The sequence below is a fragment of the Streptomyces sp. NPDC052773 genome, from assembly GCF_044547145.1.
Taxonomy (GTDB): domain Bacteria; phylum Actinomycetota; class Actinomycetes; order Streptomycetales; family Streptomycetaceae; genus Streptomyces.
Genome location: NZ_JBITZX010000001.1, coordinates 959,581 through 983,405, shown reverse-complemented (window position 1 = coordinate 983,405; position 23,825 = coordinate 959,581). Strand labels below are relative to the sequence as shown.

Here is a 23,825-nt window from a genome sequence, read left to right as displayed (position 1 = left end):
GGGAAAGCCCCTCCGAGCCGGCCCGCCTCAAGGAGCGCCGCCGCCGCACACCCGCAACCGCTGCTCCGTGGTCAGCCGTTGCAGCTGCGTCAGGCGGTCGTCCAGGGTGTCCGGTTCGACGAGGTGGCGCAGCACCGCCTGGTGGAAGGCGTCGCGCAGGGTGCGGGGCATGGCGTCGGAGGCGTCCCAGCAGCGGGTGGCGCCGTCCTCGCGCAGGGTCCGGTCGATGCGGGCCTCGATGGTGTCCTGGCCGGGGTCCGGGGTCGCCGCCCGGTTGACGGTGTGGTCGGGCAGGTCGGTGGCGGGGTCGGCGAGATGGCGGATCAGCCGCCGGGCGTCCGGGTTGTCGGTGAGGAGGGCCGCGAGGTCGCCGGAGACCTCCCAGGCCCCGGCGTCGGACCCGGCACCGGGGATCACCTCGGCGGAGGGGACGTAGTCGCCGCCCGCCTCCCGCCAGTGGCCGGCGCGGAAGGAGCCCTGGTGTTCCAGGCGCCCGGTCGTGGCGCAGTCCGCCTCGAACCCGGTCGTCAGCAGCCGCGCGGCGCGCTCCCGGTCGCCCGCGCCGGCCATCTCGCCGAACGTCCGCCAGGCCTCGCGCACGTCGTCGTGGGTCCAGGGCAGGGTGCCGTTCACCCACTTCTCGTACTGCTCGGGGCCGGCCTGCTGGAGCAGGATGTCCTCGATCCAGTCGGTGCCGGGCCAGCCGGAGGCGGCGCCGTCCTCCATGCCCAGGCACCACTTCCCGGGGTTGGCCGCCGACGGCGCGGTGGGCTTGTCGCCCGTGTACCAGACCATGCTCTTCAGGCTGGTCTTGATCGGCAGCCAGTAGGTGTGCAGGGTGCCGTTCCCGCCCGGGACCCTGGGCGCCCACATCTCGTCGTACTGCTCGGGGGCGAACAGCCCGTCGAGGGGGCGGAGGCGGCCGTCGCCGGCGTAGGTGAGGAGTTCGCCGGGGCCGGGCACGACCACGACGTCCGGCGGGTTGCCGGCCGCTATGTCGGCGGCCAGCACCTGGCTGAGCGCGGAGCTGCCCTGGTAGACGACGTCGATGCCGTAGGTGTCCTCGAAGTCCTCGACGACCCGCTCCTCGAACTCCGCCGCCTCGCGGCCGGTCCAGCTCGCGAGCAGGGTCACCGTGCCCTTGCGGCCCTGGGCCCAGCGCACCCCCGTGTACACGCCGGCGGCGAGCAGCGCCAGGCATACGGCGAGTGCGACGAGGGTGCGCGGCCGGGGCCGGTTCATCGCGTCCCCCGGAAGCGGTACTCGGCGATCCGGGGCCGTAGCCCCCACAGTGTCAGTGCCATCACCACGGCCCCTCCCCAGAGCACCCATTCGGACAGCGACGCCCACCAGCCGGCGTCCGCCAGGGCGTCCTCCACGTTGTCGGCGACCTCCGGGACGAGGTCCGGGTCCTGGCGGCGTACGCGGATCCAGCCGACGGTGTCGGCCATCGCGCCGTGCGCCCGGAGCGTGAGCCACGCCAGCAGCGGCACCCCGAGCGCGCACACCGCGGTCGCGGCGAGCAGCCGCACCTGCACGGGTTTGCGGAAGCGGCGGCGCAGGAACCGCTGGGTCTCCAGCAGGGCCAGGCACAGCGCCGCGTACAGCGCCGCGACGACGCTCCACCACAGCCACTGCTGCCAGCTGAACGCCGCCTGCCGCCGGGCCTCGGCCAGTTGCTCGGCCCGCAGGGCGTCGAGGCGGCTCATGATGTCGCCGTCGGTGCCGGGGGCGCTCTCCAGGCCGAGCACTTGTTCCGCGTAGTGCAGGTAGGCGGCGCGCAGCGGCGAGTCGGCGTCGGACTCCCGGCCCCAGCGCTCCACCCAGCCCGAGTAGACGGCGATCAGCCCGGTGAGGGTCTGCAGGTCGTGCCGGCCCTCCACGCCGGTGACGTTCTCGGAGGCGGCCAGGGCGAGGCTCTGGTGGGCGACCGAGGTCCAGGTGTGGAACTCGCCGCTGACGTCGGCCCGCGGGCCGCTGTCGCGGATCTCCTCGTGGGCCTGGCGCATGGCGTGCCGCGCGGTGTCGACGGCGAGGATGCCGGGGGTGGTGGAGGAGGCCAGCGGCACGGTGTCGTCGTGGACGCCCCGGTAGGCGATGAACAGGGCGAGGGTGGTGGCGAGGGCGAGGGCGATCAGCAGCCGGAGTCTGCGGACGAGTTCGCGGTGGGTGGTGCTCATGGCCGCTCCTCGAAAGGGTGGCGGCAGAAGGTGCAGAACCGGGACGTCACCAGCACCTTTCTCTGGCAGGCCGGGCAGGAGACGGTCGCTCCCGCGGTCCCGCCCGTCGCGCCGGCGCCCGCGCTGCCCGAGGCATCGGCGCCGGAGACGGGGCCGTAGGTGCTGTGGCTGCTCGCGGTGATCAGGTGCTGGAAGTCGACCGCCGTCACCTCGGGACGCAGCCTGACCTGTCCGGCCCGGGCGTCGGTGATCTCCACGAGACGGGCCAGCCGCGCCAGTTGCTCGTCGGCGCCCATGGCCTGCGCGAGCTGGGCGGCCCGGCCGAGCTGGTGTTCGGCGAGGTCGCGCTCGCCGCGGCGGTGGGCGTCGGCCGCGGCGGCGACGGCCTCGCCGAGCCGCTGGTGCTGTGCGAAGTGCTCGACCTGGGCGTCGGTGTGCCGGGACAGGGCGGGATTGTCGGTCCAGTGGACGACGCAGGCCTGCGGGGGCGGCAGCGTCACCTCGCCGCCGGGGACGCCGACGGAGACGACGGCGAGCTGGAGGTCCACCCCGCGCGGGTGGCCGGTGGGGTCGGCGGACAGGCACAGTTGGTAGCGGCGGGTCTCGTCGCCCCAGGCGCGGGTGAGGAAGCTGGTGGCGTCCGTGCCGTCCTCGGCCGGCTCGGCAACGAGTTCCACCTCGGTCGGGAAGACCTGTTTGAGGTAGCGCACGGCGGCCCCGCCCATGGGGGTCACGGAGACCGCCAGCTCGGGCATGGTCTTGGTGAGCAGACGAGCCATCAGTCTCTCGTACTCCGCCGGGAGGTCGGCCTCGTCGTGCACGGAGGAGGCGCTGCCGTGCAGACTGCTGGTGATCCGCAGCAGCTCGTGGGCGTCCCAGCCGTCGCCGATGCCCCAGGCGTCGCAGACGAACCCGCCCGCGCAGGTCTCCAGCACCTGGGTGAGCGGCATCCGTTCGTCGTGCTGGTTCTTGCCGTCGGTGAGCAGCAGCACGTGCCCGATGGGTGCGTCCTGCTCGGCGAGCAGCCGGCGGGACAGGTCCAGCCAGGCGCCGATGCAGGTGCCTCCGCTCGCGACGAGCCGGAGCACGGCCCGTTCGGCCTCGGCGCGCCGCCTCGCGTCGGCGCGGGCCATGCCGGGCGTGTCCGGGTAGACCATGGTCGCCCGGTCGTCGCCGCGGACCACCGCGAACGGTGTGCCGTCGGGCAGCATCCGGATCGCCGCGACGGCCGCCTGCTGGGCGGCGTGCAGCTTGTCCGGGGGCCAGGTCATGGAGCTGGAGCAGTCAACCGCCAGCACCTGCGCGAGCAGCGGCCCGGCGGACGCGCCGCCCCCCGTGCCGTCCACGCGCACGCTGAGGATGGCGTGCATCTGCGGGTCGTCCCCCTCGACCGGCAGGTACTTCCACTGGCTGATCTCCAGCCCGACCGTGACCTGGCCGGCCGTTCCGCCCGCCCGGGGCGCTCCCGTCTCCACGTCCGTGCACCTCGCCCTCGTCGTCGCCGCCGTACGCCGCCGCCTGCCGTGCCGTGTCTCCCGCCGCGCCCTGTCTCCCGCCGTGCCGCCGCCCGCTAGGCCGTGCGCCGCCGCAGCCGCCGCGGTCGCAGCAGCTCCCGCAGGCCGGCCGGTTGGGGGAGCACCGCGTACGCCCGGTCGAGCAGGTCGCCTCGCTCCTCCGCGCTGCCGGCCTGGTCCGCGAGCCGTTTCAGCGACCGGGACAGACGGGCTCGCAGTGCCTCGGGGGTGTCCTCGGGGCCCAACAGCGCTCCGGTGGGAAAGCCGTCGCCCCAGCCGCCGGGCGGGCGGCACACCAGCGCGTACTCCAGCAGTTCGGTGATCAGCCGGTCGAGCGCCGGCTGCTCGCGGGAGTCGGTGCCGTCCAGGCTCGGCCCGGCCGGCCGCTCGGCGGCCTCGGCGGCCTTCGCGGTGCCGGGCCCGGTTTCATCGGGCAGCCGCCCGGCCAGCCGCGAGGCGGCCTCGGCGAGTTCCCCGGTGCCGGGCCCGGTCCCGTCGGGCAGCCGCCCGGCCAGCACCCGGATCGCGGCGACGCGTGCGGCGTCGTGGTGGCGTGCCGTGGTCGGCACGTCGTCGAGTACGGCGACGGCCCCGCGCCGGTCACCGCCGCGCAGCCGGATCCTGGCCAGGCCGAAGGCGGCGCTGCCCTGGGTGGGGTCACGGCGCCACACGGCCTCGTAGAACTCCTTGGCCCGCCGTTCACGGGCCTGGGCCCGCCGGGACTGTGTCTCGTCGGGGTGCCGCGGCCGCTCCGCGGCCGTCCCGGCGTCCACGGCCACCGCGCTCTCCCGCGCCGCCGTCTCCCGCAGCCGCCCGGACAGATACTCCGCGCAGTAGCCGAGGGCCAGTTTGGGGGCGCTCTCACCGGGGAGCGCGTCGTAGGTCGCGGCGAACTCGTCCTCGGCGCTCTCGACGTCGCCGCACACCAGATGGAGCAGGCCGTGATGCCAGTGGATCCGCCAGTCGCGGCGGCCGTTGCGGTCCTCGGCCGTGCGCAGCCACTCCTCGGCGCGGTCCGTCTCCCCCGCGTCCAGGTAGGCGCGGCACAGCCACAGCGCGGCCTCGACGGTGTGCAGCCGGGTGTCCTGGCGGGCCCGGTCGGCGATGCGGTCGGGGGTGTCGGCGGCGAGGCCGTCGAGCAGCAGGGTGGCGCCGTCGGCGGGGTCGGGGATCGGCACGGGCAGGGCCGCGGCCGTCGCCCGGGGGTGGGGGGCGCCCACGGGCAGACGCGGATGCTCGCCGCCGGGCCGGCGTGTCCAGTGCTCCAGTCCGGGGACGGCGCCGAGTCCGCCGCCGAAGACCTCGGCGGTCGGCTGGAAGCGGGTGGAGCGCTCCGGGTACGGCTCGTGGCCGGCGAGCGCCTGGTGTTCGCGCAGCACCTCCCAGAGCTGGCGGGACATCTCGGCCGCCGAGGTGAACCGGGCGGTCACGTCGGGTTCGGTGGCGCGGTGGATCAGCTTCTCGAAGGAGCGGGCGGCGAGTCCGACCGGTGCGGTGGCGCGGTCGGCGAGGGACTTCAGGGTCCGGCCGACGGTGTACAGGTCGCTGTCGATGTGGAAGCCGCGCTCCTTCAGCTCCTTGGGCGACGGCGCGAACCCGTCCGTGTAGGTCAGAGCGGAGCTGCGGTCGCCGATCGAGCGGATGGCGCCGAGGTCGAGGACCTTGATGCGGCGCCCGTAGTGGATGACGTTGTCCGGCTTCATGTCGCAGTAGAGCAGGCCCCGGCCGTGCAGGTACTCCAGGGCGCCGAGGATCATGCAGCCGTAGGTGATCACATGCCCGAACTCCAGGGGGCCGCCGAGCAGCCGGGTCAGCTCCTCGTCGGGGGCGTACCGCAGCCAGGCGAGGGAGCGCCCGCCGACGTACTCCATGACGATGTAGCCGGTGGGCTGAGCGTCTCCGGGCGCCTGGTGCTCGACGTAGGTGATGATGCGGACGATGTCCGGGTGGTGAAGCGTGGTGAGCGAGCGGCGCTCCTCGACGGCCGCCCGGCGGGCCACGGCGTCCCCTGTGTTGATCAGCCCTTTGAGGACGACGTGGAGATCGGGGACGCGGGTGTCCTCGGCGAGGTAGATCCAACCGTGGCCGCCGACCGCGAGATAGCCCAGCACCTTGTAGTGGCCGCCGACGACGTCGCCGGGGTGCAGTTTGGGCCGGAACGAGTACTCGGTGCCGCACTGCGGGCAGAAGCCTTCGTCGGGCGCCGGGCCTCCGTCGTAGGAGACCCCGATGACGCCGGTGCAGTTGTCGACGCCGCAGCGGCGGCCTCCGGTGGGCGGCCGGGCAGTGGTCTCGGCGGCCTCGGACGGCTCGGGGGACGGCAGGTACGGCAGCACCGGCAGGCCGTCGCGGTCGAGTTCGCCGGAGCCCGGTCCCGGCGGGGGCCGCCGTCCGCCGCTCTCCCCCTCGCCCGGGCCCGGGAGGGCGGTTTCGGGTGGCCGCGCGGGCCCGGCCCCGCCCGGTGGGGTCTTGGGCGTGAGCGGCCGGCGCAGGCAGGTGTCGCAGAACCCGGTGACCATGATGTGGCCGCCCCGGCAGTCGGGTCTGACGCAGGCCGGGCCGGTCATGAGGAGAACTCCTCGCCGGGGTGCGGCTGTTCGACGCGGCGGGTGTAGGCGCGTACCGCCTCCTCGGCCGCCGGGACGTCGCAGGGTCTGCGCTGGAGCAGTTCGTGTGCCCGGAGATAGAGAGCGTCCACCGCCGGGTCCTCCTCCCCCTGGGTGGCGTGCTGGTGCAGGACGTGGTAGCTGCGCAGCCGGCCGCGGAGTTCCTCGCGCCGCTCGCGCAGCCGGTCGAGCCGGGCGACTGCCCCGGCGATCCGGTCGGCGGCCCGGTCGGCCAGCCGTTCGTAGCGGCCGAGGTCCGGGCCGTGGCCGGGGTCGCTCCGGCTGTGGGTGAGATCGGCGAGGGCGGCGTGCGCGGCCACCAGGTCGGCGTCGAGGGGGCGGATGCCGTACGGCACCACGGTCGCCCTGTGCTCGTACAGGGCCCGGGCGAGCGGTCCGGTGATCTCCCTGAGCCGTTCGACGAGCCGTGCGCGGCGCTCCAGCGCGGGCTGGATCACCAGCCGGTGGCGGGCGTCGTCGTAGCAGGCGCCGGTGGTGCGGAAGACCAGCAGCAGCCGGCTGCCCCCGGCGCGCAGCACCTCGAGCAGGTCCAGCAGGGCGGGCGGGTCCCGTGCCTCGTCGACGCCGAAGACGACGAGCGAGATGGTGACCTCGGCGTCCTTGATCCGGTCGAGGGCGGGCCGCTCGGGGTGGTTCCGCAGGCCCATGCGGTCGGCGATGCGCTCGGCGATCTCGGCGGCGGTCTTGCGGGCGGCGATCACGGCCAGGTCGTGGCCGCCGGCCGAGGGGACCGTGTCCGGCGGGTCCAGCGAGGCGCGGTCGACGGACACGGGGGTGCGTAACTCGCGGTCGGCGAGGGTGATGGTGCGGCGCAGGGTGGCGTCGCGGGCGGTGTCGTCGTGGCGGATGACACTGATCTTCACCTGCCGGGCGTCCTCGCCGTGCAGCCAGGCGGTGAGGCGCTGCGCGAACCCTTCGTCGAGCAGTTCCTCGGAGATGTCGTCCGCGGTGGAGCGCAGTGCGGCGTCGACGGCCGTGGGGCCTTCGGTCCACTGCTCGACGTCGGGCAGGTACCGGACGATGGTCTCGGCGGGGCTCATGTACGAGAACCGATTGCCCTGCCGGTCCCACTTGCGGTTCAGGATGATGCCGAGGACCTCGCCGGTTTCGCTGTCGATCACCCCGGCGCCGCTGCAGCCGTGGCTGGCCGCTTCGCCGGGGGTGCTGGGCGCGAGCTGCACCTGTCCGTCGCGGCCCGTGCCGCCGACGACGGTGGCGCGGAACCAGACGCCGCCGTCGTGGCCCTTCGGGAAGCCGTACATGCGCACCTTGCGGTCGGGTGCGGACAGCCTGTGCAGCCGGGTCGTGGCTTCCTTCGGCCTGGGCTGTTCCAGCCGCAGCAGGGCGAGGTCTCCGCTGTAATCGCCGTCGGCGTCCACGGTGTTCGGCACCAACGCCTCCACGTGGGCTTCCACTGCGGGCACGGCGCGGTTGCCGGGGGCGGCGGCGGCGACGAACTCCGCGGTGATCCGGGCCGCCGCCTGGTCGACGACATGGGCGCAGGTCAGCACCCGGTCGGGGCTCAGCAGAACGCCGGCCCCCACAATCTTCCCGTCCGCCCCCCGGATGCGCACAGCCCAGCTCGGCGTCGCCGTCGACGAGGCGGCTGGGACTCCCCCGCCAGCAGCCATGTTCGGCACTATACGGGCGGTTGGTGGTGGCGCATACAGATGTGACGATAATTCAACAAGCGTGACTGGTTGTGGGGGTTGAGGGGCAAGGGTTCCACGAACCCTGCCGGCCGTTCACCGTCCGGGCGGGACCGTCGCGACCCAACGCGGGGTGTCCGGGGCGGCGTGGTGACGGCCGGACCGGGCGGTGGCGTGGGCCGTCGGACCACGCGTCGGGTGCGGGCCGGCCTGGCGCCGGTGCTGTCCGGCCTGGCGCCGGTGCTGTCCGGCGGTGGCCGGGTGAGCGTGAGCCGGGAGGAGCGCGCCGGTCGCCGGGCCGGTGGCGGTCAGACGCCGAGCCCGCGGGTGAGCGGGCGGCGCAACAGCAGGAGGAGCGCCCCGGCGACGAGCGCCGCACCGCCCAGGGCGAGGAACCAGCCGGCGCCGGGCACCTGGTCGCCGGAGACCTTGAGGGCGTTGCCGCCGAGGCCGCCGCCGAGTGCGCCGGCCAGCCAGAACAGCGCCACCATCTGGCTGACGAAGGTGGCCGGGGCGATCGCCGTGGTGGCGCTCATCCCGATCGGCCCGAAGGAGACCTCTCCCGCGGCCAGCAGCAGGAAGGCCAGCAGCAGCCACAGCGGGGAGACGCGCGCCCCGTCGGCCGCCAGGGTCGCGGCCACCGCCATCACGAGGTAGGCGACGGCCGTGGCGCCCATGCCGACCGCGTACTTGCCGGCCGTCGGCACCCGGTCGCCGGCCCGGGTCCACAGCCAGGCGAACAGCGGCGCCAGCACCAGCACGAACAGCGGGATCGCCGACTGGAACCAGCTGGCGGGCACGGTCCGGCCGAGGATCTCGCGGTCGGTGGCGTGCTTGGCGAACAGCGCGAACGCGGAACCGGCCTGGAGGAACAGGGCCCAGAAGACGGCGGAGGCGGCGAACAGCCAGACGTAGGTGCGGACCTTGACGCGTTCGACGCCGGTCAGCACCGGGTTGCGCAGCAGCCGCCAGAAGCACAGCACGGGCAGGGCCACGCACAGCAGACCGACCAGGCCCATGAGGTGGGCGAGCCGGAAGGTGCCGAGCGCGGCGTCGACGCCGTAGACGAGGACGACCACGGCGGTGGCGGCGAGGGTGACCCGCAGGACTCGGGTGCGTTCCGCGGGCGTGGCGGACCGCTCGGGGGCCTGGCAGACGTCGCCGAAGTGGCGGGAGCCGCGGACGTACTGGAGGAGGCCGATGCCCATGCCGAGGGCGGCGGCGCCGAAGCCGAGGTGCCAGTTGACGCCCTCGCCGAGGGCGCCCACGACGATCGGCGCGACCAGGGCGCTGACCTGGACGCTCATGTAGAAGACGGAGAAGCCCGCGTCGCGGCCGGCCCGGTCGTCGCGGTCGTAGAACGCGCTGAGCAGGTTGGCCATGTTCGGCTTGAGCAGACCGGTGCCGAGGGCGATCAGCAGCAGTCCGGGATAGAGGGATCCGGTGACCGGGACCGCCATCGACACATGGCCGAGGGCGATCAGGACGCCGCCGTAGAGGACGGCGCGGTAGGCGCCGAGGACGCGGTCGCCGATCCAGCCGCCGGGCACGGAGGCGAGGAAGACGGAGGCCATGTACAGGCCGTACAGCAGCCCGGCGTCACCGGCGGACATGCCGAGGCCGCCGCGGTCGGTGTCCTCGGTGGCGTACAGCACGAGGATCGCGGTCATCCCGTAGAAGCTGAAGCGTTCCCAGACGTCGGTGCCGAAGAGGGTGGTGAACCAGCGGGGGCGGCCGAGGAGGCCGGGGCGGCGGCGGGTGGCATCGGGGACGGCGGCTGTGGGGGTGGCGGACCGCCGGTCCGCTGCGGGTGGTTGGGTCGGGGCGGCCATGGCTCCTCCGGAAGAACACGTCGAGACGGGCGCACGCCGAGGGTCACCGGGCGCGTTCGACGACCGCTCGAGGACTGCTCGGGGCCCCAGCCCGTCCTACGACGGGCCACTCGTCCGACGGGACCGCCGTGACGAGGCACGGATGGTGCGTCGTGGCGCGCGCGTGCGGCGCCCGGTCGGGGGAAGTGCCCGGGCGCCGCGACGCGGAGGGGCGGGCCTGCCCGCGGGCGGCGGTGGCGACGGGGGACTGCCACCACGTGGGCCCGCGGGCCGGCCCGGCCCCGGCTGCGCTGCCGGTCGCCGTTCCCCTCACGGCTTCAGGGAACCGTCTGCCGCTAGGGAGCCGCTCGCGGCACGCTCGCCCGCGCGGGGACGGGCGCTTCGGCCGGGCGGACGGTTCCGAACGGGGCCGACGGTTCCGAGCGGGGCCGACGGTCCCGAACGGGGCGGGTGGTTCGGCTGGGCGGGCGGTCCCGCCGAGGCACGCGGTTCGGCTGGGGCCGACGGTCCCGCGGGGCAGGGGGTTCCGCTGGGGCCGACGGTTCCGCCGGGGCAGGCGGTCCGGCCGAGGCAGGCGGTTCGGCTGGGCAGGCGGTCCGGCCGGGGCGGGCGGTCCGCCCGGGGCGGGGGGTCGGCTGGGCAGGCGGCCCCGCCGAGGTAGGCGGTTCGGCTGGGCAGGTGGTTCGGCTGGGCAGGCGGCCCCGCCGAGGCAGGCAGTTCGGCTGGGCAGGCGGCCCCGCCGAAGCAGGCGGTCCCGCCGGGGCAGGCGGTCCCGCCGAAGCAGGCGGTCCCGCCGGAGCAGGCGGTTCCCCTGGGACGGGCGGAAGGAGCCCGGGCGCGTCAGGACGCCCGGGCTCCGGTTCGGGGACGGCTGGGCCGTGGGGTCAGCCGTGCTTCTCGAAGTCCACCTTCGGCAGCCGGCGGTCCAGTGCCTCCGGGAGCCGCCAGGCGTGGCGGCCCATGAGCTGGAGGGCGGCGGGGACGATGAGGCAGCGGATGATCACGGCGTCGACGAAGACCGCGACGGCCATGCCGAAGCCGAACTGCTGGAGCATCCGGTCGCCGCCGAGCATGAAGGCGCCGAAGACGGCGATCATGATGGCGCCGGCGGCGGTGACGACCGAGCCGGTGTGCGCGAGTCCCTCGCGGATCGCGACGGTGGCGTCCTGGGTGCGCAGCCACTCCTCCCGGATGCGGGAGATGATGAAGATCTCGTAGTCCATGGAGAGGCCGAAGACGATCGCGAAGATCATGATCGGCAGGTACGCCTCGATCGGTCCGGGCTCGACGCCGAACAGGCCCTTCTGGAAGACCAGGACCATCGCGCCCAGCGAGGCCGCGATGCTCAGCAGGTTCAGCAGCGCCGCCTTGAGCGGGACGAGCACCGAGCGGAACACCGCGACGAGGATCAGCAGCGACAGGCCGACCACGATGGCGACGAACACGGGCATGCGCTTCGCGACCGTGTCGGCGTAGTCGATGACGGCCGTGGTGGCGCCGCCGACGAGGTAGCGGGCGCCGGTCTCCTCGCGCAGGTCCACCAGCACGTCGTCGCGCAGGGTGTGCACGAGTTCGGTCGTCCTGCCGTCCTGCGGCGAGGTCTCCGGGAAGGCGATCACGGTGAACGCCTTGCCGTCCTCGGCCGGGATCGGTTCGGTGGCGGCGGCGACGCCCGCGGTGTCGTTCAGGGTGCGGGTGAGCGCCGCGCCGGCCGCCAAGTCGCCCTCGGCGACCACGACGAGCGGCCCGTTGAAGCCGGGGCCGAAGCCGTCGGCGAGCAGGTCGTACGCCTTGCGGCTGGTGCTGCCCGCCGGGTCGTTGCCCGCGTCCCCGAAGCCCAGCCGCAGGTCGAGCGCGGGGACGGCCAGGGCGCCCAGCGCGACCACGGCCAGCAGCAGCGCGGCCAGCGGGCGGCGCTGCACCAGGCTCGCCCAGCGGCGCCAGCGCACCTCGCCGCCGGTCGCCCTGCCCTTGGCCTCCCGCTTGGCCGCCCGGGCGCGGAACTGCCGGGCGAAGCGGTTGCCGAACACGGAGAGCAGCGCGGGCAGCAGGGTGAGCGAGGCGAGCATGGTCACGAGGACGGTGAGCGCGACGGCGACCGCGGTGCCCTGGAGCGATCCGATGCCGAGCGCGACCAGGCCGAGCAGCGCGACGATGACGGTGCACCCGGCGAAGAACACCGTGCGGCCCGCGAGGTCCAGGGCGCGCCGGCCCGCCTCCTCGGGGGTGGCGCCGCGCACCAGCTCGCTGCGGTAGCGGGCGAAGATCAGCAGCGCGTAGTCGATGCCGACGCCGAGGCCGACGAGCATCATGATGTACGGCGTGTAGCTGGCGATCGTGAAGACGTGCGAGAGCAGGATGATCGCGCCCAGGGTGCTGCCGACGGCGAACACCGCGGTGATGACGGGCAGTCCGGCCGCGATGACGGTGCCGAACATCAGGCCGAGGATGACGAGGGCGGCGAGCATTCCGGCGCCCTCGGCCGCGCCGCCCTCGGGTTCGGCGAGCGCGCGGGCGGCCTCGCCGCCGAGTTCGACGGTGAGTCCGCCGGACCGGGCGGTCTGCGCGGTGTCGTGGATGCGGCGGGTGTCGTCCGTGGTCATCTCCTCGGACCTGCCCTCGAGGACGACGGTGGCGTAGCCGACGGTCCCGTCCCGCGAAATGGCCTGCCGGTCCTCGTAGGGGCTGCGCACCTGGGCGACCTTGGGCAGGCCGGCCACCTTGTCCAGCATGGCGGTGACGCGGCGGCGGGTGTCCTCGCCGTTCAGGCCGGCCTGGTCGTGCAGCACGATGTCGAGGGTGTCGCCGGCCTGTGCGGAGCCGTGCTCGCGCATGGTCTCGAGCGCCTGCTGGGTCTCCGTGCCGGGCAGGGAGAAGTCGTCGCGGTAGGCGTCGCCCGCGGCGGAGGCGCCGCCCCAGACGGCGAACAGGACCACGACCCACAGCAGCAGAGCCGTCCACCGGTGCCGCTGGGCGAAACCGGCGGTGCGCTCCAGCAGGGAACGGTGGCGTGGGGGTGGCGGCGGTGTGGGGGTGTCGCCCCGGACGGGTGTCATGGTCACCGTGAACTCCTTGTCGAGAACAGGATGTTCAGTGATGCCACGGACGTGTCGAGGGCGACTCGAGCCGCTGTCGAGCGACGGCGATGTGACGGCGTGTCAGGTGTCTGGGAGTCCGCGCGGGCTCAAGCGGGACTCGAGCTGCACTCGACCACAACTCCCTTTTATCGTAGGTGAATTCACTACCCTGTCCCATATGTGGCTTATCGGGTTACTGGGGGCATTCGCCGTCATCGTTCTTCCCGCGTTGCTCGCGCGGTGGCTGCTCGGCATCCGGGCCGGCGTCCTGCGGGTCGTGGTCGCCGCGCTGGCCGGCGTCTCGGTGTCCGGGACACTCGTCGGCCCGCAACTTCAGAACGCCGGCGGCGGCTGGGCGCTGCTGCCGCTGATGCTCGGCATCGGAGCGCTGACCGCGATGGTCTGCCTCGTCGTCCTGGACCTGGTCGTCGCCGACCGCAAGGTCCGCCCGCTCGGCTGGATCCGGTCCGTACGGGGACGCCTGGCCCGCACCCGGCGCTACTCCGAGATCGTCGGCATCATCGGCCGGCACGGCCTCGGACCGTACGTCACCGGCCGGTCCAGGAACGGCGGCACCCGGCACCAGCAGCTCGCCCACGAACTGCGCGAGGCGTTGCAGGCCGGCGGCACCACCTTCGTGAAACTGGGCCAGCTGATGTCCACCCGCCGCGACCTGCTGCCCGAGACGTACGTCAGCGAACTGAGCCGGCTCCAGGACCGGGTGCCGCCCGCGCCCTGGCCGCGGGTCGAGGCCGTGCTCCTGGAGAGCCTCGGCGCGCCGCCGCAGGAGGTGTTCGCCGAGTTCGACCGCGAACCGCTCGCCGCCGCGTCCGTCGCCCAGGTGCACGCCGCCGTGCTGCGCGACGGCACCCGCGTCATCGTCAAGGTGCGGCGCCCCGGCATCCGTGAGGCCGTCGAACGCGACCTGGACATCGTCGGACGCCTCGCCCGCACCCTGGAGAACCGCACCGAGTGGGGCCGTTCCCTCGGCGTGAGCGAACTCGCCCGCGGATTCGCCGTGGCGCTGCGCGAGGAGCTGGACTTCCGGGTGGAGGCGCGCAACCTGACCATGGTGCGCCGGGCCGCCGAGGAGCGCCGCGACGGCAGTGTCACCCTGCCCGAGGTGTACGAGGAGCTGAGCACCGAACAGACCCTGGTGATGAGCCGTATCGACGGCGTACCGCTCGGCACGGCGCGCCCCGACAGCCCCGAGCACGGGGCGAAACTGGCGCAGACCCTGCTCACCGCGCTCCTCGACCAGATCATGTACGACGGCGTCTTCCACGCCGACCCGCACCCCGGGAACATCCTGCTGCTGCCCGACGGGAGCCCGGCGCTGCTCGACTTCGGTTCGGTGGGGCGGCTCGACGGCGGGCTGCGCTCGGCGATGACCGGGCTCTTCCTCGCCGTGGACCGCGGCGACCCGGCCGCCCTGCGCGACGCGCTGCTCGAAGTGACCGAGCGGCCCGAGGAGGTGGACGAGCAGCGGCTGCAGCGGGCGCTCGGCCAGTTCAGCGGGCGGCATCTGGCCCGCGGCGCGGCCCCCGACGTGCGGATGTTCACCGATCTGTTCCGGCTCGTGGCCGACTTCCGGCTGGCCGTGCCGCCCGAGATCGCGGCCGTGTTCCGGGCCCTCGCCACGCTGGAGGGCACGCTGAGCCGGGTCTCGGCCGGCTTCGACATCCTCGCCGCGTCCCGGTCGTACGCCGCGGCCCGGTTCACCCGGCAGCTGGAGCCCGAGACCGTGCGGGAAGCGGCCCGCGACGAACTGCTCACCCTGCTGCCGGTGCTGCGCCGGCTGCCCCGGCGCCTCGACCGCATCACCGGCGCGCTGGAGGAGGGCCGGCTCGGGGTGAACGTCCGGCTCCTCGCCGACCAGCGCGACCGGCGGGTGATCGGCGAACTGCTCGGCCGGGTCCTGCTGGCCGGGCTGGGCGTCTTCTTCGGGGTGCTCGGCGTCCAGCTGCTCGGTCTGGAGGGCGGCCCGGAGGTGAGCGCCGGCCTCAGCCTGTACGCGGTGATCGGCTATCACCTGCTGGTGGTGTCGGCGGCGATGGTGCTCCGCACGTTGCACGTCCTGAGCCGCCCGCTGTCCTGAGGGTGGCCTGCCGGTGGCGGGGAAGGGGGGCGGTGTACGGACTTGTCGCCGCCCCCCCCTGAAGCACTCAGGCGGAATCGCTCAGACCGAACGCCCGAACGGGACGCCCGAGTCGAATCGCTCAGACGGGGACGGTCAGCGGTTCCGGTTCCGGTTCCGGCTCCCCGGGGTCCGTGGCGGGGAGACCGAGGACGGCACGGGGAGCGCCGCGCCGCACGATCCGGCCGCCGTCCATCACCAGCACCTCGTCCATGGCCTCCAGGCCCGCGGTGCGGTGGGTGACGAGGAGGAGGGAACTCCCCCGGCCGGCGGCGAGCACGTCCGCCAGGACCGCGTCGGCGGTCGCCGGGTCGAGGCCCTCGGTGGGTTCGTCGAGCAGCAGCACCGGGGGCGCGGCCAGCAGCGCGCGGGCGAGCACCAGCCGCCGGCGCTGCCCGCCGGAGAGCCGGTCCCCGTCGGAGCCGACGACGGTCTCCAGCCGCTCGGGCAGCGACAGCACCCAGTCCAGCAGGCCCGCACGGCGCAACGCGTCGTGCAGCTGCTCGTCGGTGGCGCCGGGGCGGGCGGGCAGCAGGTTGTTCCGTACGGAGGTGTGGAACACGTGCGCGTCCTGGAGGGCACCGCTGACCGTGCGCCGCAGCTCCGCCTCCGGCACGCGCCCCAGGTCCGCGCCGCCGAGCAGGATCCCGCCCCGCTCCGGGACCACGAACCGCGCGATCGCCGCGAGCAGCGTCGACTTGCCCGCCCCGCTCGCTCCGATCACCGCCACCCGCCGCCCGGGCGGCAGCTCCAGATCGACCCCGCGCACGGCGAACGGTCCGCCCGGGCGGTGGCGTACGTGGAGATCACGGACGGAGAGGTGCACGGCGTCCGCGCCGGGCCCGGCCCCGGTTGCCGCGGCGGACACGGTCCCGATTGCAACGGCGGACACGGTCCCGGCACCCACGGCGAGCCCGGCCCCGGCTGCCGTGGAGGACACGGCTCCGGCTGCCGCGCCGGGCACAGTCCCGGCACCCACGCCGGGCCCGACCCCGGCTGCCGTGGAGGACACGGCTCCGGCTGCCGCGCCGGGCACAGTCCCGGCACCCACGGCGGGCGCGGCCCCTGCTGCCGCGCCGGGCACAGTCCCGGCACCCACGCCGGGCGCGGCCCCTGCTGCCGCGCCGGGCACGGTCCCGGCTGCCGCGGCGACTGCCGGCGACTCCGTTGTGCGCGGGCCCGGGTGACGGACCGTCGCCTGCTGTGTGTCCGTGGCCGGCGGGTTCAGGAGGGCGTGTACGCGGCGGGCACCGGTCGGCAGGGTGGTGAGGTGCTGGGCGGCGGCGGGGAGGGGGGCCAGGGCCTCGAAGACGGCCAGGGTGAGGAGCGGGAGGGTCACCGTCCAGACGGCGGGCGTGGACCCGGCGCAGACCACGGCGACCGCGACGGTCGTGGCGCCCTGAAGGACGGTCAGGGCGGCCCCGGCCAGCACGGACAGCAGCGCGGGACCCCGGTCGTGGGCGCGCAGACGGCGGGCGGTGTCGACGGCCCGCGCGGTCTCCCGCTCCGCCGCGCCGTAGACCCGCAGGTCGGCCGCGCCGTCCAGCAGGTCGACGGTGCGCACGGCGAGTTCCGCGCGCAGCGCGGCGCCCCGTCGTGCCGCCCGGGCCGAGGCGGCGGCCGTGAGCGCGGGCAGCAGCAGGCCGCCGCAGACCAGGCCGAGCGCCAGGACGAGCGCGGCCGGCGGGGAGACCAGCGCCGTGCAGGCGACCGCCGCGACGGACACGGCCGACGCGGACAGCACCGGCAGCGCCACCCGCAGCAGCGCGTCCTGCACCAGGTCGACATCGGCGACCAGCCGCGAGGCGGCGTCCGCGTCCCGTACCGTACGGGCGTCCTCGTGGGCGGGTCGGCGGGCCAGCGCGCCGAACACCCGGGCGCGCAGCCGCGCCACCGCGCGCAGCGCCGCGTCGTGGCCGGCCAGCCGCTCCCCGTACCGGAACAGCCCGCGCGTCACGGCCAGCGCCCGCACGGCGACGATCGTCACGGACAGCGCGCCCATCGGGGGCTGCTGCGCGGCGCGCGCGATGAGCCACGCGGCCAGCGCCATCAGCGCCACCCCGGCCAGGTCGGCGGCGAGCGCCAGAGCGGCCGCGGGCAGCAGCCGCCGCAGCGGACCCGCCGTACGCAGCACCGAGAACAACGCCCTCACCGGGCCACCTCCCGTTCACGCACCAGTCCGTCCCGGACGTCGAGGCGGCGGTCGGCGCCCTCGAGGAGCCTCGCGCGGTGCGCCACCACCAGGACGGTCCGGCCGGTCATCAGCCGTTCGCCGGCCGCCAGGACCGCCGACTCGCTGTCGGCGTCGAGACCGGCCGTGGGTTCGTCGAGCAGGACGAGGGGCGCGTCGCGCAGGAACGCGCGGGCCAGCGCGACGCGTTGCCGCTGCCCGGCGGACAGTCCCATGCCGCGGGCGCCGAGCCGGGTGGCGTAGCCGTCGGGCAGCGCGGTGACGAAGTCGTGGGCGGCGGCGGCCCGGGCGGCGCGTACGACGTCCTCGTCGCCGGCGTCCGGGTCGCCCAGGCGGATGTTGTCGGCGACGGTGCGGTCGAAGAGGTACGGCCGTTGCGGCACCCACGCGATGCAGTGCCGCCACGCCTCCGGGTCCAGCGAGGCGAGGTCGCGCCCGCCGACGAGGACCCGCCCCTCGTCGGGCCGCACCAGACCGAGCAGGACGGCGAGCAGGGTGGACTTGCCCGCGCCGCTGGGGCCGGTCAGGGCGACCCGCTCCCCCGGCTCGACGGTGAACGAGACGTCCTTCAGGACGGGTTCGGTCCGGCCGGGGAGCCGGACGGTGACGTTCTCGAAGCGGATGCGCGGGGCGTGTCCCCGGTCGCCGCCGGACAAAGGGCGGCGGGGGTGCGGAGCCGGGTCCGGGGTGTCCTGCGCGTCCAGCAGGGCGAACGCCTCGCGGGCCGTCGCCATGCCCTCGGTCCCGGCGTGGAACCGGCTGCCGAGCGCGCGCAGCGGGAGGTAGGCCTCCGGGGCGAGCAGCAGCACCGTCAGGGCGGTCGTCAGGTCGAGGGAGCCGTGCAGCAGGCGCAGGCCGACCGGGACGGCGATGAGGGCGAGGGAGAGGGTCGCCACGGTGTCCAGGACCAGCGTGGACAGGAACGTGATCCGCAGGGTGCGCAGGGTGGCCCGGCGGTGGGCGTCCGCGACGCCGGCGACGATCCCCTCCTGGGCCTCGGCGCGGCCGAACGTGCGCAGCGTGGGCAGGCCGCGCAGGGCGTCGAGGAAGTGCCCGCCGAGGTGGGCGAGGGCCGCCCACTGACGGGCCGTGGCGTCCCGGGTGTGCAGTCCCACGAGGGCGCCGAAGACCGGGATGAGCGGCAGGGTGACCAGCAGGATGGTCGCGCCGAGCAGGTCGTGCGGCAACATCGCCGCCACGACGGCAGGCGGTACGAGCGCGGCCACCAGCACCTGCGGCAGGTAGCCGACGAGGTAGGGGTCGAGGGCGTCCAGGCCGCGGGTGAGCAGGGTGCTGATCTCGCCCGACCGGCGGTCCCGGCCGTCGTAGCCGCTGCTGTGGGCGGCCGCCCGGAGCAGGCGGGTCCGCAGCTCGAGCTTGATCTCGGCCGCGCACCGCTGCGCGGCGGCGGCCCGTACCCAGCCGCCGAGTCCCCGCACGGCGACGGCCGCGGCGACCCAGGCGACGGCGGCGCCCGTGGGCCCCGCACCGGTGAACACGTCACCGAGCAGATGGGCCAGGGCCAGCGCCTGCCCCACGGTTCCCACCGCACCGAGCGCGACCCCGACCGTGACCCACACGCCCGCGCCCCGCGTTCGCGGGCTCAGCCGCAACAGCCGCCCGCGCAGGGCTCGGTCCCCGCCCGCCCGACTCGATCCCCGCCGCGCCGTCCCGCCCGGGTCCGGCTCGCCGGGCGAACCGTTCACCCCGGCCGACGCCGGCTCGCCACGCGCTCCGCGCGAGCCGGCCGTCGCGTTCCGCCGGCCTCTTACCGTCCCGTCACCGATTCCGGCCACCACGTCTCCCCCGTCACACCTTCCCGTCACCGGTCCGCCCGGCGCCCGCGGACGAGCACCGGCGCCCGCCCACCGAGACCAACACCACGCCGCGCACGTCCCGCGCGAGCCGGCCGTCCCGTTCCGCCTCCTCGCACCATCCCGTCACCAGTTCCGCCCGGCGCCCGCAGGCGAGCACCAGCGCCCGCCACCGAGACCCACACCACGCCGCGCACGTCCCGCGCGAGCCGGCCGTCCCGCCGCGCCGCGCCGTTCACCCGTCACCGGTTCCGTCCGTCGCGCGCGGGCACCCGGCCGATCGCCGCCCGGCGCCTCCCGGACGTCCGCGGTGACCCGCCAGGTCCGCCGCGCGTGCGGGCACCCGGCCTGTCACCGCCCTGCGCGCCCTGCGCGCCCTGCGCGTCCGGCGCGTCCGCCGTGACCCGCCACGCGTCCCGCCCGCGCCCGTCACCCCGATCCGACGACTCGTCAGAAGTACGCCGGTGACCGCTCGTCCGCCTTCGCCCGGTGGGCCCACCACTGCATCGCCTGGAAGGCGAGCAGTACCGGCAGGACCAGGAGCACCACGGGGCCGACGACGCTGAGGGTGGAGGGGTCGGCCGCGGCCTCGGAGACCGAGACGTGCTCCGCGCCGCCCGCGCGGCTGACCACCGCCTCGGGGAAGTGGGCCGCGCCCAGGACCAGGACCGGGGCGAGCGCCGCGAAGGCGCTGACCACGGGTGCCTTCCAGCCGGCCGAGGGGGCCATGCGGGGCGCCAGCAGCAGGGCCGCGACGGCGGCGAGGAAGAGGAGGGCCGCGGGCCAGGGGTTGAGGAGGCCGTCGCGGGCCGTGCCGTCGGCGAGGGCGGTGACCGCCGTGACGACGGCGAGGCCGGCCGCGCCGGGGGCCAGCCGGCGGGCGAGGCCGGCGGCCCGTCCGGAGACGGGGCCTTCCGTGCGTACGGCGAGGAAGACGGCCGCGTGGACGGCGAAGACGGCGACCGCGGTCAGCGCGGACAGCACCGTCACCGGCCGCAGCAGCACCCCCGCCTCGACGGCGAGGTGGCCGTCGTGGACCGGTACCGCGCCGAGCAGTGCGCCGCCGAGGGTGCCCCACATCAGGGCGAGGACCAGGCAGGTGAGGCGGACGAGGGCGTCCCAGCCGCGACGGGCGCGCTCGCCGGAGACCCGGCGGCGGAACTGGGTCGCGGCCTCGCGCACCAGCAGGGCGGCGACGGCGAACACGATCACCGGGTACATCCCGCTGATGACGCTGGACTCCAGGCCGGGGAAGCCGCCGAGGGTGATGCCCGCCGCGGCGACCAGCCAGACCTCGTTGCCGAGGAAGAAGGGCCCGGTGGCCGCGGCGACGGTGTGCCGTTCGGCGTCGTCACGGGCCAGCCACCGGCCGATGATGCCGGTGCCGAGGGTGATGCCGTCCAGGGCGAGGTAGCCCGCCAGGAAGAGCCCCAGCAGCGCGTACCAGATGTTGTGCCACACGATGAACTCCCAGTGTGTTCGGCGCCGTCGGGCTGTCAGAAGGTCGGGGCGGAGGACGCGGAGGACGACGAGGACGACGACGAGGCGGAGGCCTGCCGCGGGAGGTCCGCGGTGCCGGGTGCGCCGGGGTCACCGGGGGCGTCCGCCGCGGTCTCACCGGGCGTACGGCCGAGGTGCGAGCCGTCGGGGCCGCGCCGGGCGAACCGGAAGAGCAGCGTCCAGTCCACGACGATCAGGACGACGACGAGGGTGCCGAAGACGATCAGCGAGGTGAGGACGGTGCCGTGGCCGAGTCCCGGAGTGATCGCGTCCTCGGTCTTCAGCAGGCCGTAGACGGCCCAGGGCTGGCGTCCCACCTCGCGGAAGATCCAGCCGGAGATGTTCGAGACGTACGGCAGGATCAGCGCGGCGGTGAGCAGCCACAGCAGGACCTTGCGGCGGATCAGATTGCGCTTGATCATGAACAGGCCGCCGATGACGGCGATCAGCATCATGAACAGCGCCGGGATGATCATGACGAACTCTGCGGTCTGGCTGAAGCCGGGCGGGAAGTAGTTGTCGGGCCCGAACCTCTCGGTGAACGTCTTGACGAGGTCCTGGGCCCGCTCGGAGCGCTCGCCGTACTTGGTCGGCGTCTGCTTCACGGAGTGGCCGATCTGCCAGCCGCCCAGCGAGGCCGTCAGCAGGATGAACAGCGGGGTCAGCGGCAGGGCCAGCTTCATCGACGACCAGAAGAACTCCTCGTGCCCGGTGCGCCGGCGCAGGTGCCAGGCGCTGACGGCGATGATGAAGAAGGACCCGGTGACGACGGCGGCGGCGAGGATGTGCAGCGCCGCGGACAGCGCGTTGGGGTTGGTGAGCAGTGCCGTGAAGTCGGTGAGGCGGGCCTCGCCGTCCTTCATCTCGTAGCCCACCGGGTGGTTGAGGAAGCCGTTGGCGGTGAGCACGAAGAAGACCGAGGAGTACGCCGTGAGCGCCACCAGCCACAGCAGCGTGGTGTGCAGGACGCGGCCCATCCGGTTCCAGCCGAAGATCCACAGTCCGAGCAGGGTGGACTCGGCGAAGAACGCGACGAGGGTCTCGATGGCGAGCGGCGCGCCGAAGACGTTGCCGACGAAGTGCGTCAGTCCGCTCCAGGTGAGGCCGAACTGGAACTCCATCACGATGCCGGTGCCGATGCCGAGGGCGTAGTTGATGACGTAGAGCTGGCCCCAGAAGCGGGTCTGCCGGCGGTGGGCTTCCTTGCCGGTGATCGCCCAGCGGGTCTGCATCACCACGAGGTAGGTGACCAGCCCGAGCGTCAGTGCGACGAACAGGAAGTGGGCGATGGCGGTGATGGCGAACTGGAGCCGTGCGAGTACGAGCACGTCGTCCACGATGGTTCCCCTCGGTCGGCTGAGCAGCCGTGTGTCGTGTGGTGGCTTGCGTCGTTCAGCGGGTGGATGGACGGCCTGTCCACTTCAGCCGAACCGGCCGGAGGGCCGCTCGAGCCGTGGTGGAGTCCCGCTTGAGCGGGACCGGACCGGGCCCGCTCGAACCGGGGGCCGCGGCCGTCCCCGGGGTCGGGGACGGCCGCGGCCGGTGCCGGACGGCCGTCTCAGGAGTGGCTGGAGTAGGCGAGTTCGTCGTGTTCGATCGCCAGCTCGTCGGTGTAGACGAGGTCCAGGTAGCGCTCCCCCCGGTCGGCGAGCAGCGTCAGGACGCGGCTGGGGCGCGGCAGGTCGGGCAGCAGTTCCTCGACGGCGGCCACCACCGAGCCGGAGGAGCCCCCGGCGAAGATGGCCTCCTGGCGCAGCAGCCGATGGCAGCCTCGGATGGCGGCGGCGTCGTCGATGTGCACCACCCGGTCGATCTCGGCGGGGGTGAGCAGCTCCGGCACCCGGCTGGATCCGACACCGGGCAGCATCCGCGGCCCCGGCGGTGTGCCGAAGATGACCGAGCCCACGGCGTCGACCGCCACGACCTGCAGCCGGGGCCACACGCGGCGCAGGCCGCGGGCGAGTCCGTGCAGGGTGCCGGTGGTGCTGACGGCGGCGACCAGGACGTCGACGGGTTCCGGGCAGTCGTCGATGACCTCGCGGGCGGTGGTGACCGCGTGGGTCTCCCAGTTGAGGTGGTTGGCGTACTGGTTGATCCAGACCGCGTCGGGGTCCTCGGTCAGCAGGTCCTGCACGCGGGCGAGCCGGGTGTGCAGGTAGCCGCCCGCGGAGTCGACCTCGCGGACCATCTCGATCTCGGCGCCGTACTGGCGCAGGATGCGCAGGTTGGTGCGGGAGGCGTTGGGGTCGACGACGGCGGTGAACCGCAGCCCGTAGCGGACGGCGACCATGGCGAGCGCCACGCCGAAGTTGCCCGAGGTGCTCTCGACGATGTGGGTGCCGGGGCGGATCATGCCGTCGGCGATGCCGCGCTCCACGATGTAGCGCGCGGAGCGGTCCTTGACGCTGCCGCCCGGGTTGAGCATCTCGAGCTTGGCGAGGACTTCGACGCCTTCCTGGGGGAAGAGCCGGCGCAGCCGGACCAGCGGGGTGCCGCCGACGCAGTCGGTGATGGAGTCGTGGATCACGCGGTCTCCCGGTGGGCGGAGGGGGCGCCGAGCAGGGCGCGGCACCCGTCGAGTCCGTGGATCTCGGTCGTCACCTCGGCGGCGGGGCTCAGCTCCCACTGGGCGCGGGTCATGCGCCAGCGGGTGAGCGCCACCGGTTCGCCGCGCCGGCTGTGCACCTCGATGCCGTCCGCCTGGTAACCGAGCTTCTTGTTGACGCCGAGGGCGGCGGAGTTGTCCTCGAACACGGCGGAGGTGGCGTGCCGGGCGCCGAGTCCGGTGAAGGCGAGGTGGAGGGCGGCGGCGCGCATCTCGGTGCCGAGGCCGCGGCCCTGGTGGCCGCGGGCCAGCCAGCTCTCGGAGGCGACTTCCCGCAGGACGGGGAAGTTTCTGGCCTGCAGTCCCTGGACGCCGATCGGGCGGCCGTCCAGGAACACGGCGAGGCCGAGGTTCCAGTAGTCGGGGCGGCTCAGTGCGAGGCCCTTCCACAGGTACTGCAGGACTCTGCCTGCCACCACCTGCGGCAGCGCGTTGCTCCAGCCGCCCTGGAAGGGGGATGCGTCGGGGGCGTGGATGCCCTGGTCGGCGACGAGTTCGGCGAGGGCGCACAGATCGCGCTCGTCGGGGACGCGCAGCTCCAGCCGGGGGGTGGTGAGCCGGAGCCGGAACTGGGGCGCCCAGACGGCGAGGGCGGCGCGGTGGCCGCCGGGTGCGGCCGCCGGTCCGTCGTGCGGTGCGCCCGGTGTGGTCCGGGTGCTTTCAGCGGTGTTCTCAGCCATGGGGGAATGCTCCGCAGAC

The 23,825-nt window shown here is 74.6% G+C and carries 14 protein-coding genes; 1 reads left to right on the top strand and 13 read right to left on the bottom strand.

Features of this window, described 5'->3' with window-relative positions; genetic code table 11:
• Nucleotides 1-27: 27 nt before the first annotated feature.
• The 7 genes from ACIG0D_RS04510 to ACIG0D_RS04480 all read right to left on the bottom strand — a co-directional run bounded on the left by ACIG0D_RS04510 (nucleotide 28) and on the right by ACIG0D_RS04480 (nucleotide 12,858).
• Nucleotides 28-1,242: an extracellular solute-binding protein gene (locus ACIG0D_RS04510; RefSeq protein WP_399796193.1), complete on the bottom strand. Its 1,215-nt coding sequence runs from the start codon at nucleotides 1,240-1,242 to the stop codon at nucleotides 28-30.
• Nucleotides 1,239-2,180 carry a hypothetical protein gene (locus tag ACIG0D_RS04505; protein WP_399796192.1) on the bottom strand — a complete coding sequence of 314 codons (942 nt, stop codon included), beginning with the start codon at nucleotides 2,178-2,180 and terminating at the stop codon, nucleotides 1,239-1,241. Before ACIG0D_RS04505 ends, ACIG0D_RS04510 begins: the two co-directional genes overlap by 4 nt.
• Entirely contained in the window at nucleotides 2,177-3,655 is a 1,479-nt protein-coding gene (locus tag ACIG0D_RS04500; protein WP_399796191.1) for a VWA domain-containing protein, read from the bottom strand. Before ACIG0D_RS04500 ends, ACIG0D_RS04505 begins: the two co-directional genes overlap by 4 nt.
• Nucleotides 3,656-3,750: 95 nt before the next feature.
• Entirely contained in the window at nucleotides 3,751-6,261 is a 2,511-nt protein-coding gene (locus ACIG0D_RS04495) for a tetratricopeptide repeat protein (protein WP_399796190.1), read from the bottom strand.
• Nucleotides 6,258-7,952 carry a trypsin-like serine peptidase gene (locus ACIG0D_RS04490; RefSeq protein WP_399796189.1) on the bottom strand — a complete coding sequence of 565 codons (1,695 nt, stop codon included), beginning with the start codon at nucleotides 7,950-7,952 and terminating at the stop codon, nucleotides 6,258-6,260. The genes ACIG0D_RS04495 and ACIG0D_RS04490 overlap by 4 nt, the downstream gene beginning before the upstream one ends.
• A 326-nt stretch (nucleotides 7,953-8,278) precedes the next feature.
• Nucleotides 8,279-9,802 (bottom strand): peptide MFS transporter, encoded by a 1,524-nt coding sequence (locus tag ACIG0D_RS04485; RefSeq protein ID WP_399796188.1) that lies wholly within the window; start codon nucleotides 9,800-9,802, stop codon nucleotides 8,279-8,281.
• An 884-nt stretch (nucleotides 9,803-10,686) separates the two neighbouring features.
• A complete protein-coding gene (locus tag ACIG0D_RS04480; RefSeq protein WP_399796358.1) occupies nucleotides 10,687-12,858 on the bottom strand; it encodes an MMPL family transporter in 2,172 nt (723 codons plus the stop codon).
• A 199-nt stretch (nucleotides 12,859-13,057) separates the two neighbouring features.
• Here ACIG0D_RS04480 and ACIG0D_RS04475 point away from each other — a divergent pair, with 199 nt between their 5' ends.
• Complete coding sequence (locus ACIG0D_RS04475; protein WP_399796187.1) at nucleotides 13,058-14,977, top strand: ABC1 kinase family protein; 1,920 nt, start codon at nucleotides 13,058-13,060, stop codon at nucleotides 14,975-14,977.
• Nucleotides 14,978-15,098: 121 nt separating this feature from the next.
• Here the strand turns inward: ACIG0D_RS04475 and ACIG0D_RS04470 are convergent, their stop codons facing one another.
• The 6 genes from ACIG0D_RS04470 to ACIG0D_RS04445 all read right to left on the bottom strand — a co-directional run bounded on the left by ACIG0D_RS04470 (nucleotide 15,099) and on the right by ACIG0D_RS04445 (nucleotide 23,806).
• The gene (locus ACIG0D_RS04470) at nucleotides 15,099-17,168 is read right to left on the bottom strand and encodes an amino acid ABC transporter ATP-binding/permease protein (RefSeq protein ID WP_399796186.1); all 2,070 of its coding nucleotides are present in this window, start codon (nucleotides 17,166-17,168) and stop codon (nucleotides 15,099-15,101) included.
• Nucleotides 17,165-18,787 (bottom strand): thiol reductant ABC exporter subunit CydD, encoded by a 1,623-nt coding sequence (gene cydD / locus ACIG0D_RS04465; protein WP_399796185.1) that lies wholly within the window; start codon nucleotides 18,785-18,787, stop codon nucleotides 17,165-17,167. Before cydD ends, ACIG0D_RS04470 begins: the two co-directional genes overlap by 4 nt.
• A gap of 684 nt (nucleotides 18,788-19,471) precedes the next feature.
• Complete coding sequence (locus tag ACIG0D_RS04460; protein WP_399796184.1) at nucleotides 19,472-20,482, bottom strand: cytochrome d ubiquinol oxidase subunit II; 1,011 nt, start codon at nucleotides 20,480-20,482, stop codon at nucleotides 19,472-19,474.
• A 35-nt stretch (nucleotides 20,483-20,517) separates the two neighbouring features.
• Complete coding sequence (locus ACIG0D_RS04455) at nucleotides 20,518-21,849, bottom strand: cytochrome ubiquinol oxidase subunit I (protein ID WP_399796183.1); 1,332 nt, start codon at nucleotides 21,847-21,849, stop codon at nucleotides 20,518-20,520.
• 230 nt (nucleotides 21,850-22,079) lie between these two features.
• Complete coding sequence (sbnA, locus tag ACIG0D_RS04450; protein ID WP_399796182.1) at nucleotides 22,080-23,048, bottom strand: 2,3-diaminopropionate biosynthesis protein SbnA; 969 nt, start codon at nucleotides 23,046-23,048, stop codon at nucleotides 22,080-22,082.
• Nucleotides 23,045-23,806, bottom strand: a complete 762-nt coding sequence (locus ACIG0D_RS04445) for a GNAT family N-acetyltransferase (RefSeq protein ID WP_399796180.1) — start codon at nucleotides 23,804-23,806, stop codon at nucleotides 23,045-23,047. The genes sbnA and ACIG0D_RS04445 overlap by 4 nt, the downstream gene beginning before the upstream one ends.
• Between the last annotated feature and the right edge of the window lie 19 nt (nucleotides 23,807-23,825).